Source organism: Mycetocola sp. BIGb0189 (genome assembly GCF_024810155.1).
Lineage (GTDB): Bacteria > Actinomycetota > Actinomycetes > Actinomycetales > Microbacteriaceae > Mycetocola > Mycetocola lacteus.
Genome location: NZ_JANUED010000003.1, coordinates 370,293 through 382,994, shown reverse-complemented (window position 1 = coordinate 382,994; position 12,702 = coordinate 370,293). Strand labels below are relative to the sequence as shown.

Here is a 12,702-nt window from a genome sequence, read left to right as displayed (position 1 = left end):
AGGGTAATGCACATCGATGAATGATTGAGACATGACCCAGTATCACGAACGACTTTTCCCTTCCGTAATGGTGTTTGTCGCCACCGCCCTGGTGATCCCCGCGAGCATTCTGGTGTTCTTCCCGATCTCACTGACAGTGGGATACGTGGTGGCCGCGGTGCTGTATCTGGGCTCGGTTGCCCTGTTTTTGACGATGGCCCCCACGGTGTCGATCAACGACGGGGTACTGCGGGCCGGACGCGCCCGTATCCCGGTGACCGAACTGGGCACCCCCGAGGCCTTCACCGGTGAGGCCGCGCGTGCCGAGCGCGGCGTGAACCTGCACGCTCGGGCCTACCTGCTGCTCAATGCGTGGGCGCAGCAGGCGGTGAAGGTCCCGGTCACCGATGAACAGGACCCCACCCCGTACTGGCTGATCTCGACCCGCCGCGCGGGGGAACTGGCCGCGGCGATCGAGGCCGCCCGCCGGGAACAGGTCGAAGCCGCCTAGTCTTCGTCGCCGACACGGCGCATGTTCGCCCGTCGCGAAACCGACGGGACAGCACCCACATACGCCCTCCGGGGGCGGATGCTTCCCGCCGCCGCACGGTCCCGCGCGAAGCCGGCACCGGGCACACAAAAGGCCCTCACGATTTTCATCGTGAGGGCCTTTTGACACTGTGTTGTTAGAGCCTAGGCGGCGCACTCCACACAAACCGGGCCGAGCTTGGTCTCGTGGTCGATCTGGGAGCGGAACTTCACCAGGAAGCAGCTCACACAGGTGAATTCGTCCGCCTGCGGGGGCAGAACGACCACGTCGAGGTCGAGGTCCGAGAGGTCGGCACCGGGCAGCTCGAAGCCACCGGGGTTGTCCGCATCCTCGTCACCTACAGCGCCCGAGAGTTTGTCCGGCACGCGCTCCTTAAGCGCTTCGATCGATTCGGAATCGTCGTCGCTTTTGCGAGGTGCGTCGTAATCCGTTGCCATGTTTTTCCACTTCTCTTCGCCTTTACCGATCTGAATCGGCGGCCATAGTTTGCAACATTCCGCGCTCAATAGCAAACCGAGCGACGTTTTTTCCCAGCGTTTTGTCGGGAACACACGCCGCGCCCGCGCGATTACGCGTTTCACCCGGCATTCATGGCACCATTGTTCACAGGATTTATGACGCCGAAAGAGGCAGGGCACATGCAGGAATTGAAGGTTGTTGGCATCGAGGATGGGGCCCTCATCGCTGCTGCGGAAAATGGGGACCGCTTCAAACTGGAAATCGATGAGGTGCTGCAGTCGCAGCTCCGTCGGATGAAGTCGCCGCTTGCGGCGACCCCGAAGATTAGGCCGCGCGAGGTTCAGGCACACATCCGTGCCGGACTCTCCGCCGAGGAGATTGCCGAACTGACCGGCGCCGATGCCGACTATGTTCGCCGCTTCGAAGGTCCGATCCTGGCCGAGCGCGAACACATGGTCGCCGCGGCACTCAGCGTGCCCGTGGTGGCCGCCTCCGTGCCCGGAACCGAGGAGGGTGAGGCCAACTTCGGTTCGGCCATCCGTGCCCGCCTGGAGTCCCTCGAGGCCGAGGGAGAGCGCTGGACCAGCTGGAAGGACGAGGAGGAGGGCTGGATCGTGAAGCTGTCCTTCACCGCGGCCCGCGTCGAACACGATGCCCGCTGGACCTTCGATCCCAAGCGCCACGTCCTGAGCCCGCACAACAGCGAGGCCGTGACCCTCTCCAAGCAGGGCGAGATTGCCGCCCCCCTGATCCCTCGCCTGCGCGCCGTGGAGCCCACCGTGGATCCCAGCGAGGCACGGTTCAGTACCGATGCGTTTGAGACCGGGGTCATCGCCCCGCTCACCCCGGCGGCCCCGACCGAGGCCCCCACCGAGTCGGTTGCCAGCCTGATGGGACAGCGCCGGGTTGAGCCCGCCCACGCGGTGGAGTCACACCGTCGCGGACCCAACGCCGCCGCCGATGCCGCAATCAACCGCGCCGAGGATCGTGGCGACGAGGGTAACCAGCACACCGCCGATCTGCTCCAGGCGCTGCGCAAGCGCCGTGGAGAGCGCGAGAACCGTGCCGAGCGGGAATCGCGTCTGGAACACGACCAGCGCCAGGTGGAGCCCGCCGCGGACGCCGACACCGGGTTTGGTCTGCGTCCGGTAGACGTGCCGCTGGAAAACTTCGAAACCCTGACCGGCGAGGTCCCGGTTCAGTCCGAGGCATCCACCGAGGACACGCGCCGTGGTACGGACGCCGGAACGTTCGACCACACCGCATCCACCCCGAGCATCGAGCAGGCACCCGCCTCCCACACCGCACAGGTTGATAACTCGACCGGAGCCATCCGTAACCGCCGCGGACGCAAGGCCATGCCGTCCTGGGATGAGATCGTCTTCGGGGCACGCACCGAGGAGGACTAGCCACCCAGACCACAAAGCGGGCGGTCACGTATGTACGTGGCCGCCCGCTTGTGGCTAGGCCGACTCGCGAATGATCAGCTCGGCCGACACGATGGTTTCCACCTCCGGGGACTCCCCCGCCAGAATTTCCAACAGACGCTGGGCGATCAGTTCCCCCTGAAGGCCCGAGGGCTGACGCACGGTGGTCAGCGCGGGGCTCACCTCGGTGGCCACCGAGGAGTCGTCAAATCCGACCAGGGGAAGATCCTCGGGCACCATGATGCCCGCGCTAGTCAGCGTGCGGAGGGCTCCGCGCGCCATCAGGTCACTGGCCACAAAGAGCCCGTCGATCCCGCCACGCTGCAGGAGCCGTTCCATCGCCAGTTCCCCGCTGTGCTCGGAGAAGTCGCCGAGCTCCACCAGGTTGTCCGGCAGGTTCGCCGCGCGCAGGGCCTCCTGAAAACCGGTCAGCCGGTCGCGGCCCGCGGGCATGTCCTGCGGACCGGTGATCGTGGCAATGCGCCGCGCCCCACGCTCGATCAGGTAGCGGGTGGCCATGCGTGCGCCCTCGGCGTTATCGATGTCCACAAAATAGTCGCCCACAGTGCCGCGCATCCGATTGGGACGTCCACCAAACACGACGGGAAGGGCATCGGCGATGCGGTCCACGAAGCGGTCCCGCGCGTGATGGGAGATCACGATCGCCCCATCCACATTGCCGCCGCGCAGATAGGCGGTGGTCTTGTCGCCATCATCATCGGTGGCGATAAAGATGTTGAGTACGTAGTCGGACTGGCTGAGGCGGCGGTGCACCCCGGAGACCACGGTGGCAAAGAACGGATCGCCGAAAAAGCGGCTGGTGTCCTCGGGGACCACCAGCGCGATGGCCTTGGTCTGGCGCCGAACCAGGCTGCGCGCAGCCTGGTTCGGCACATAGGAAAGCTCGGCGATCGCACGTTCTACGGCCTCGCGAGCGGCCGGACTCACCGCCTGGGCACCGTTAACCACACGGGAAACGGTGGAACGAGAAACGCCCGACAGGGCGGCGACCGCCTCGAGTGTGACCGGGGGTTGTGCGGGGCCCACTCGGCGCCTCCTTGACTAGTGCGTGTGCAGGTACAGCGGCACACCCGTGTACGTCGGAACGGACAGGGTCCGGTTCCGAATGATCCGATGATACTCCATGGCACTGTCCTTGAGCGTGCGCTGCTGAGTGTCGTAATCCACGCGCACGATACCGAAACGCTTCCGATATCCCCAGGCCCACTCATAGTTGTCCATCAGGGACCAGTAGAAGTATCCACGCACGTCCACTCCGGCCTCGGCCGCGTCCAGCACGGCACCCAGATGCGATCGCAAGAACGCGGTCCGCTCCACATCGTGCACACGCTCCTGAGCGTCCTCGATCACCACCTCGTCATCGTAGGCGGCACCGTTTTCGGTGACAAACAGGACGGTGTCGGTGGGCCGCGCATACTCCTCCCACACCCGGGTGAGCACGCGGGTCAGGCCCTCGGGCTGAACCTCCCACCCCTGTCCGGTGCGGGCCAGGCCTCGCTCGTGCGGGTGGATGTCGGCCGGGGCCGGCCAGGGGGCACGAATCGCGCGATCGGTGGGCGCCTCAAGCTCGATCGGGGGGACCGCCGGGGCGGTACCCGACACAAACTCGCCCTGATAGTAGTTCACGCCCAGGGTGTCGATCGGCGTCGAAATCACATCGAGGTCACCCTCGTGCACCGCCGCCTCCAGGCGCTTCAGAGCCAGCGGTTCCTCGGTTCGGATATCGGACAGGATATCTGCCGGGTAGACGCCGCGGAACACCGGATCCAGGAACCAACGGTTGAACTGCCCGTCGAGTTTGCGGGCGGCCTTTTGGTCGCGTGCATCGTGCGGGTCCACCGGGTCGGCCACCGTCAGGTTGAGGGTGATCCCCAGGTTCAGCGACTCATCACGCGCGCGCAGCTCGCGCACCACCTGCCCGTGTCCGAGCAGCAGGTGGTGCGCGGCGAGCAGTCCCTCACCGGCGTCCTGGTGTCCGGGGGCGTGTGCGCCGGCGATGTGGCTGAGGAACGAGGAGCACCAGGGCTCGTTCAGGGTCGCCCAGTTGGTAACCCGGTCCCCCAGCGCATCGTGGACCGAGAGCGCGTACTCGGTGAACAGATCGGCGGATTCGCGAATCGTCCAGCCACCGCGCTCCTGGAGGGCCTGAGGCATGTCCCAGTGATACAGGGTCAGCCAGGGCATGATGCCAGCCTCCAGGAGCTCATCCACCAGACGACTGTAGAAGTCGATCCCCGCCGGATTGACGGCACCCGCATCCGGCCGCACCCGCGACCAGGACGTCGAGAAGCGGTAGGACTCCAGGCCGAGCCCCTTCATCAGCGCCACATCCTCGCGATAGCGGTGGTAGTGGTCGCAGGCCACATCGCCATTATCGGCGTTGATGACGGCACCCGGCACCCGGGCAAACTCATCCCAGATCGACGCGGTGCGTCCATCTTCAAAGGCGGCACCCTCGATCTGGTATGCGGCCGTGGCCGCACCAAAAACGAAGTCCCGAGGGAAGGAGCGTGGTGATGACATGGTGATCTCTTTCTTGAGAAACGAACTAACCCTTGACCGCTCCTGCCATGATCCCACTCACCAGCTGCTTGCCGGTGAAGACAAACAGGACAAGCAGCGGAATCGTGGACAGTAGCACTCCGGCCAGCACGATCGAATAGTCCACAAAGTGGTTCGACTGCAGCAGCGAGAGGGCCACCGGAAGGGTCGGGTTTTGACGATCCAGCACGATAAACGGCCAGAAAAAATTGTTCCAGGAGGAAATGAAGGTAAACAGCGCCAGCATCGCCGCCGCCGGACGGGCGGCGGGCAGCCCCACGGTCAGGAAGGTGCGGAAGGAGCTGGCGCCATCCACCCGGGCGGCCTCCAGGAGCTCATCGGGTACCGCCTGACGCAGGTACTGGGTCATCCAGAACACCCCAAACGCGCTGGTCAGCGCGGGCACGATAATCGCCCCGATGGTGCCGGTCCAGCCCAGGTCCGAGAACAGGATGTACAGCGGAACCACACCCAGCTGGGTCGGCACGGCCATGGTCGCGATCACAAAGATCAGCAGCACATTGCCGCCGCGGAACTTGAGTTTGGCAAAGGCCCAGCCGGCCAGCGTGGAGAAGAACACCACCGAGAGCGCGATCAGTGCCGAGCTGTAGAAGGAGTTCCAGAGTGCCAGCCAGAAGTTCACCGCCGGGTCGTTGATCACCGTGAGGGCGTTGTCAATGAAGTTTCCGCCGGGAATCCAGGAGGGGTTACGAATGGTCTGAGCATCCCCCGAACCGATCAGGAACGACCACCAGAACGGGAACAGGCTCCCGGCAATCATCGCCCCGAGAATCCCGTAGACGATCCAGCCGGGACGGGAGCCGCGCACGGTTCGGCGGCGGCGCGGCGCGGGGGCCGGGGTCGCGCGAGACGGCGACAGGGTGGGTGCGCTCATCGCGATACCTCCTGAGATTTCGAACTGGATACTGCCGAGGCGGACACGGAGGCCCGGTCGCGTGCGGCGATACGGCGCTCGCGCCGGGTGGGCGGACGGTGCCCACCCTCGTCCCGAACCAGATTGCGGGTGACAAACAGGTTGATCACACCGATCAGCAGAATGATGATGAACAGGATCCAGGCCAGCGCCGCGGCACGACCGAAGTTCCACTCCCCCCAGCCGGTGTTGTAGAGGTAGAGCGAGATGGTCAGCCACTGGCTGTTGGGTCCTCCGGTGCCGGGCCGGTCATACATGCGCGGCTCGTCGAAGATCTGCAGACCACCAATAGTCGAGGTGATGATCACAAAGATCAGCGTGGGCTTGAGGCTCGGCAGGGTGATCGAGAAGAACTGGCGGATGGGGCCGGCACCGTCCACGGTGGCTGCCTCGTAGTAGTCCCGGGAGACCGCCTGCATCGCGGCCAGCAGAATCAGGATGTTATAACCGGTCCAGCGGAAGTTCACCATCGTGGCGATGGCGACGTGGCTGAAGAAGGCGTTGGAGTGCCAGGGAATCGGCTCCAGGCCGATCGTCTGGATCAGGGTGTTGATGATGCCGTAGCGGTCACCAAACATGTTGCTGAAAATCAGGGCCACGGCCACCGGGGCCATCACGTAGGGCACCAGCACACCCATCCGCCAGAAAGTCTTGGCACGGATGTTTTTGTCCAGCAGTGAGGCGATGAACACGGCCACGATCAGCTGCGGAACGCTGGAGAGCAGGAAGATGCTGAACGTGTTGCGCAGGGCCAGCCAGAACTTGGGCTGGCCGAGGACGTAGGCGTACTGCTCAAACCCGATGAACTCACCGGTGCCGCGCACCAGGTCCCACTCCATGAAGGAGATGACCGCGGTGAAGGCGATCGGAAAGAGTCCCACGACCGCGAACAGGATGAAAAACGGGGAGATGTAGAGGTAGGGGGAAAGCTTAAGATCCCAGCGGGACAGGCCGCCGCCGAAACCCACGCGGCGGGTAGCACGGGGGCGGGATCGGGCGCCGCCGGGCGCGGTGGTGGAAGAGGACACGATGCTCCTAGACAGAACGTTTGACGGGGAAAGAGGGTGGGGCGGCTGTGTCGCCGCCCCACCCGGGTACCTCGTTACTTAATGGCCTTGACCTCGGAAACCCACTGCTTCCAGGAGGTGTCCGCGTCCTGCGTACCCTCCTCGACGCGGGTGAGCGCCTTCTGCATCGCATCGTTGATCTGGAAGTACTTCTCGCCCTTGAACGGAGACACGGTGACCGCCTGAGCACGCTCGGAGAAGATCGACCCGATCGGGGCAGTGTTGAAGTACTCGTTGGTGGCCTCAAGCAGGGTCGCGTTGGTGAGGGCCTCGTTCTGGCTCGGGAAGTTGCCGGAGTTGCTAAACGCCTTGATCTGCTGCTCGGGCGCGGTCAGCCAGTCGGCGAGCTCCTGGGCGGCCTCGACGTTCTTGCCCTTGGCGGGGACGGTCAGGTAGGAACCTCCCCAGTTTCCACCGCCACCGGGGAAGACGTTGGCGATGTCCCAGCCGGTCACGTTCTTGGCGTTACCCTCGATCACACCGAGCATCCATCCGGGGCACAGCATGGTGGCGAAGGCACCGTCGGCGAGGCCGGCGTTCCAGTCATCGGACCACTGGCCGAGCTTTGCGGACTGGGTCTTGCTGGCCGCGAGTACCTCGTCGTAAATCTTGCGTACGTCGGGGTTATCGGTCGCGGTGACGTCGCCGGTCTTGGGGTTCTCATAGGCCGCCTCGACCTGGTTGATCATGCCCTGGTAGGTGCCGCCGGCGGAGTCGAAGAACGGCTTGCCGGTCTTGGTGGTGTACTCGTTACCCACCTCGAAGTACTTGTCCCAACCGCCGGTCAGCAGCGCGGTGACCTCGGCACGGTCGGTGGGCAGCCCTGCCTCGGCAAACAGGTCGCCGCGGTAGCAGATGGCCTCGGGGCCGATGTCGGTGCCGTATCCGATCAGGTTCTTGTCGGAGTCGGTGGCGGCGTTGACCTTCCAGTCCAGCCAGCGATCGTGCAGCTTCGCGGGCACCGGGGCCAGCATGTCCGAGTACTTCATTACCTCGGGCAGCCAGTCCACCTCGATTGCCTCGATGTCCGCCAGACCGGACTTGCCGAGCTTCTGGAAGTAGTTTGCTCGGGCGTCGTTGCTGGTCGCCGCCCGGTTGTGCACTACCGTGACGTTCGGGTGGGCATCGCTGTACTCCTTGAGCAGCGCATCGGTGTAGCCAAAGTCGTTAAACGTGGCCACGGTCAGGGTAATCTTGCCATCCCCCGATCCCGCCTCGCCGCCGTCGCTCGCGCAGCCGGCCAGGACCAGTGCGGCGGCGGATACCAGCGCAACGGCGCCCGCACTCTTGCGGAAAGCACTCTTGTTCACAATCACTCCTTCGTGGTGGTGGGGTGAGCTTCATCGCTCTGGATTGAGACGCTGTGAGAGCGCTCCCAATCGGTGTCCCCGATCCTATGAGAGCGCTCCCAACTAAGTCAACTCGGGGCCGACGGCCCTCCCGATTTTGGATGGCTTTACCCCCTCCCCGAGCGTCTATTTTGGGCCGATTAATCGACTCAAAAACGAGCCACCTCGACGCCTACCTCGGTGCCTTCAGCCGAGGGAGGCCATCCGGCATTTTCGCCAAATTGGGCAGTTTGTAAACCGGGATGAATATACGGAAATAGCCCGATATTCCGCGAAATTCCGGGGTTTTCGAATCGGGTAGAAATTTACTTGTTGACAGGTAAGTAAGTAAATCGCTAGCCTGCACCTGTCGACGCCGAAGTCGATGAAACGCCCCTCACATTTGTTCAAGGGAGAACACATGCGATCCAAATTATTGCGTGAAAAAAATGGGCCAAATTTAGCCGTGTCGGCCGCCGCGATTCTTGCGTTGGCAGCGGCCGGAACGATTGTCTCGGCACCCGCCGCGCACGGTGCCGATCCACTCTTTGGTCCCAACGTCACGATCTTTGACGAAAACTGGAGTGTGGACGCGATCAATTCCGCTCTTCAGGCCGCCTCCCACGAGGGAGAATTTAGTCTCAAGCGCCACCAGTTCTTCTTCGCCCCCGGCACCTACGGCACGCCTCCGGCACAGGGACAGACGCCCGCGCCGGGGACCATCATTAACTCGGACCTGGGCTACTACCAGTCGGTGTCGGGCCTCGGGGCATCCCCCGATGATGTGCTCATCAACGGGGCGATTCACGTCGAGCCCGAGCGTACCTGTGAGCCCAATCCCTGGGACTGCCAGCAGCCCGGATCGCTCACCCGCTTCTGGCGCTCAATGAGTAACCTGGCCTTCAATCCGTTCCAGCAGCCCGTTGGTGTGGACGCCCAGCGTCCGACCCCCAGCGGTATCACCGATGAGAACACGATGCGGTTCGCGGTATCCCAGGCAGCCCCACTGCGCCGCATCCACGTCAAGGGTGATCTGACGGTCTTCGGCCGATTTGGCGAGTATGCCAGCGGTGGATACCTGGCTGACAGCAGGGTCGACGGTACGATCTCCACCGGTTCCCAGCAGCAGTGGTTCACCCGGAACTCCGAGGTGGGTAGCTGGGACGGCGGCGTCTGGAACAACGTCTTCTCCGGGGTCACCAACGCTCCGGCCACCGACTTCGGCCAGCCCCGCGCCGGCGGCGTCGGCGTGACCACCAACGTCGATAAGACCCCGGTGTCCCGCGAGATTCCGTTCCTGTACAAGGACGGCAACAACTTCAAGGTCTTTGTCCCCAAGGCACACACGAACTCCACCGGCACCAACTGGTCCACCGACGCCTCGGCCGGACAGTCCCTGCCGATTAGCGACTTCTACATTGCCAAGGCCGGCGACACCGCAGCATCTATTAACGCGGCCCTCGCCTCCGGTAAAAACCTCCTGCTGACCCCCGAGGTGTACTACCTGAACGCCCCGATCAAGGTCACCCGGGCCAACACCGTGGTCCTGGGTCTCGGCTACGCATCGCTGGTACCGAACAACGGCACCGCGGCCATCGAGATTGCCGACGTCCCCGGCGTGAAGCTTGCGGGAATCACCGTGGACGCACACACCAAGAATTCCGACGTGCTGGTTCAGGTGGGCCCCCGGGGTGCCACCGCCGCCGATGTGGCGAACCCCACCACGCTGTCCGACGTCTTCATCCGCGTGGGTGGACCCTGGGCCGGAAACGCGACCACCTCGATCGAGGTCAACACCCCGAACACCCTCCTCGACCACATCTGGGCCTGGCGCGCCGACCACGGCGACGGCGTGGACTGGCACACCAACGTGGGCGACCACGGCGTGGTGGTCAATGCGGACAACGTGACCGCGACCGGTCTGTTTGTGGAGCACTATGGCAAGAACCAGGTGATCTGGAACGGCAACAACGGCCGCACCATCTTCTACCAGAGTGAACTTCCCTACGACCCGCCCACCCAGGCCGACTACATGGACGGCACCCGGCTGGGATACTCCTCCTACCGGGTGGCCGACACGGTAACCAGCCACCTGGCGCAGGGTATGGGTGTGTACTCGTTCTTCGATGACACCCGGAACAACGGCAACCACGTGTACGCCGAGAGTGGTGTTCAGGCACCGCAGAACGCCAACGTGCGCTTCGAGTCGCTGACCTCGGTGTTCCTCAACGGCACCGGCGGTATCAACCACGTCATCAACGGCACCGGCGCCCAGGTCAAGGGCGGCTCCCCCGCCACCATGACCGCTCAGGTGGTGTCCTACCCCGGCGTGGATCGCAGTGCCCCGACCGTCTCGATCACCGCGGACCCCGCGGCGCCGGGCCCCAACGGCTTCTACACCAAGAAGGTCACCCTCACGGTGACGGCATCGGATGACTTCCTTCCGGCACCCCGGGTCGAGTATCGCTTCCTGCCCGCAGGAACCGTCGCCACCGAACCGGCCGCCCGGGTCGAGTCGGTGGCCCTGGCCGCCGCCGTTCAGGACGAGAATGCTGCGCAGGATGAGGTCGCTGCCGAGGACGACGCCGAGTGGATCCCCGCCGACGGACCGATCGTCCTGGGGAACGGTGACCACAGCGTTGAGGTGCGCGCGGTGGATGCCGCCGGAAACGTCTCGGCTAGCGCCAGCTGGTCCGGAAAGGTTCAGGTCGCCGTGGATGCGGAGACTCCGGACCCCGGCACCCCCTCGGTTACCCCGACCCCGGTCACCCCGGGTGACGGCGGCGCCGCAACCCCCGGCGTGATCGCCGCGCCGAGCGCTCAGCCGGGCGGAGGTCTCCCCCAGACCGGTGCCGCCGGTCAGGCGGGCGCGATCATCGCGCTGCTGCTGATGGCCGCAGGTATCGCACTCGGTGCCGTGCGTCGCGCGCGGGCTCAGCGAGGCTAACGCCACGGACTTTTCTGGATTCCCGGGGCGCAGGCCCCGGGAATCCAGGAGATCTTCCGGCTCGGGGTCGGAACCCGCTCAGCGAGGTTCCGACCCCGAGCATCGTTCCCCGAGCATCGTTGGCTCGCAGGGCGGCAGCCGCGAAGGCAGGCTTGCGCCGCCAGGGCGATCGGGGCGAGAAACCGCGCGGCCGCTAGCCGCGGCCCGGCGGGGCCCAGGCTCCGAGGGTAATCCACGGCACCAGCACCTCGTCCTCGGTGAGGGACCCGTGCTGGCCCACCATTCGCCTCGAGCTCTGATCGGTCGGTCGCGAATCGTAGTAGGCAATGCGCTTGCGTGCGGCCACCAGAACGTCGCCAATCCGCGGGACCACGGTGGGATTCACAGTGCCAAACAGGCCCGCCGCGATCGCCTCGTCCCGGGAGAGCACCCAGGCGCGCTCCCCCTCGCTCTCCTGCCAGGCACCGAGGGTCGCAGCCCGTCGCTCGGGGGAAACACCCGCGTCAAAGTAGAGGTGCCGCATTCGAGGCTCCCCGCCGATCAGGCCGATCCCGGCCACCAGGTCGGGATCCTGGTCGAAGAGTACGTGCGCATAGTCGGGGACATCCACGATGCCGTGGTCGGCGCTCAGGGCGATCCCCACCCCGGATCCCACGCGCGCATGCAGCTTGCGAACCTCGGCGTCGAGATCCTCCAGCGCGGCCAACCAGCGCTCATCGGCCACGCCGAACCGGTGGGCGATCTGATCAAGCTCGGGCACATAGAGGTACACCAGCGCCCCGGGGGTTTCGGCGAGTTTGGCCGCCTGTGCGAAGCGCTCGGCGATGCGGTCCGCGGGAACATAGGTGGCGCCGCGCAGGATCGCGCGGGTCATGCCACTGGTGGCATATTTCCCGGTACCCACGGCGAAGGGACGCAGGCCCAGCCGGCCGGCGTGTTCAAAGAGCGGCTCGCGGAGCTGCCAGGTTTCGGGAACCATCCGCTCATCCCAGCCGGTGAGTCCGTTAACGATGCGATCGTGTTGAGCATCGCGCATCTCGTAGCCCACGACGCCATGCTCTCCGGGCCAGGCACCGGTCATGATCGCGGTGAGGCTGGCCGCGGTGGTGCTGGGGAACACCGACTGCAGGGTGGGAAATTTCTGGGCCGTCAAAAAGCGCGCATAGGGCTTGGCCGCACGCAGCTGCTGAGCACCCAATCCGTCCACCACGATCAGGATGGCCGACTGGACCGGACCGAGGGGCACACCGGGCATCGCCGCGGGCGTCGGCAGGCCCGTTTCGGGGTGCAGAGTGGCGACAAGATTCGGCAGGATATCGGCTTGGCTGCGGGAAACGTCGGTGCGTGTCGGTAACATTGAAGGCATCGGGTTAAGTGTGCCATAGAAGGCATGGTTTACCCGGCTCCCATCCGCCCTCGCGCCGTTCTCCTCGCGCGGCCATCCGAAAC

General features: G+C 64.9%; 10 protein-coding genes. 3 read left to right on the top strand and 7 right to left on the bottom strand.

Annotated features, from left to right (window positions below; all coding sequences use genetic code 11):
• The first annotated feature begins 31 nt into the window (after positions 1–31).
• Positions 32–490, top strand: a complete 459-nt coding sequence (locus tag M2390_RS06545) for a DUF3093 domain-containing protein (protein ID WP_259177693.1) — start codon at positions 32–34, stop codon at positions 488–490.
• A gap of 182 nt (positions 491–672) precedes the next feature.
• Here the strand turns inward: M2390_RS06545 and M2390_RS06540 are convergent, their stop codons facing one another.
• On the bottom strand, positions 673–966 hold the full coding sequence (locus M2390_RS06540) for a DUF4193 domain-containing protein (protein WP_030143580.1): 294 nt from the start codon (positions 964–966) through the stop codon (positions 673–675).
• A gap of 201 nt (positions 967–1,167) precedes the next feature.
• On the opposite strand from M2390_RS06540, the gene sepH reads away from it, so the two are divergent.
• Entirely contained in the window at positions 1,168–2,397 is a 1,230-nt protein-coding gene (gene sepH / locus M2390_RS06535; RefSeq protein ID WP_259177692.1) for a septation protein SepH, read from the top strand.
• Positions 2,398–2,451: 54 nt separating this feature from the next.
• Here sepH and M2390_RS06530 read toward each other — a convergent pair whose 3' ends face one another.
• The 5 genes from M2390_RS06530 to M2390_RS06510 all read right to left on the bottom strand — a co-directional run bounded on the left by M2390_RS06530 (position 2,452) and on the right by M2390_RS06510 (position 8,288).
• Positions 2,452–3,462: a LacI family DNA-binding transcriptional regulator gene (locus M2390_RS06530; protein ID WP_259177691.1), complete on the bottom strand. Its 1,011-nt coding sequence runs from the start codon at positions 3,460–3,462 to the stop codon at positions 2,452–2,454.
• A gap of 15 nt (positions 3,463–3,477) precedes the next feature.
• Positions 3,478–4,959 carry a GH1 family beta-glucosidase gene (locus M2390_RS06525; RefSeq protein ID WP_259177690.1) on the bottom strand — a complete coding sequence of 494 codons (1,482 nt, stop codon included), beginning with the start codon at positions 4,957–4,959 and terminating at the stop codon, positions 3,478–3,480.
• Positions 4,960–4,984: 25 nt separating this feature from the next.
• Positions 4,985–5,872, bottom strand: coding sequence for a carbohydrate ABC transporter permease (locus M2390_RS06520; protein ID WP_259177689.1), 888 nt, complete (start codon positions 5,870–5,872; stop codon positions 4,985–4,987).
• Positions 5,869–6,942: a carbohydrate ABC transporter permease gene (locus M2390_RS06515; RefSeq protein ID WP_396822698.1), complete on the bottom strand. Its 1,074-nt coding sequence runs from the start codon at positions 6,940–6,942 to the stop codon at positions 5,869–5,871. Before M2390_RS06515 ends, M2390_RS06520 begins: the two co-directional genes overlap by 4 nt.
• Positions 6,943–7,013: 71 nt before the next feature.
• A complete protein-coding gene (locus M2390_RS06510) occupies positions 7,014–8,288 on the bottom strand; it encodes an ABC transporter substrate-binding protein (protein WP_259177687.1) in 1,275 nt (424 codons plus the stop codon).
• A gap of 484 nt (positions 8,289–8,772) precedes the next feature.
• Here M2390_RS06510 and M2390_RS06505 point away from each other — a divergent pair, with 484 nt between their 5' ends.
• Positions 8,773–11,253, top strand: coding sequence for an adenylyl cyclase (locus tag M2390_RS06505; protein WP_259177686.1), 2,481 nt, complete (start codon positions 8,773–8,775; stop codon positions 11,251–11,253).
• A gap of 193 nt (positions 11,254–11,446) precedes the next feature.
• Here M2390_RS06505 and M2390_RS06500 read toward each other — a convergent pair whose 3' ends face one another.
• Positions 11,447–12,619, bottom strand: a complete 1,173-nt coding sequence (locus M2390_RS06500; protein ID WP_259177685.1) for an alkaline phosphatase family protein — start codon at positions 12,617–12,619, stop codon at positions 11,447–11,449.
• Positions 12,620–12,702: the final 83 nt, after the last annotated feature.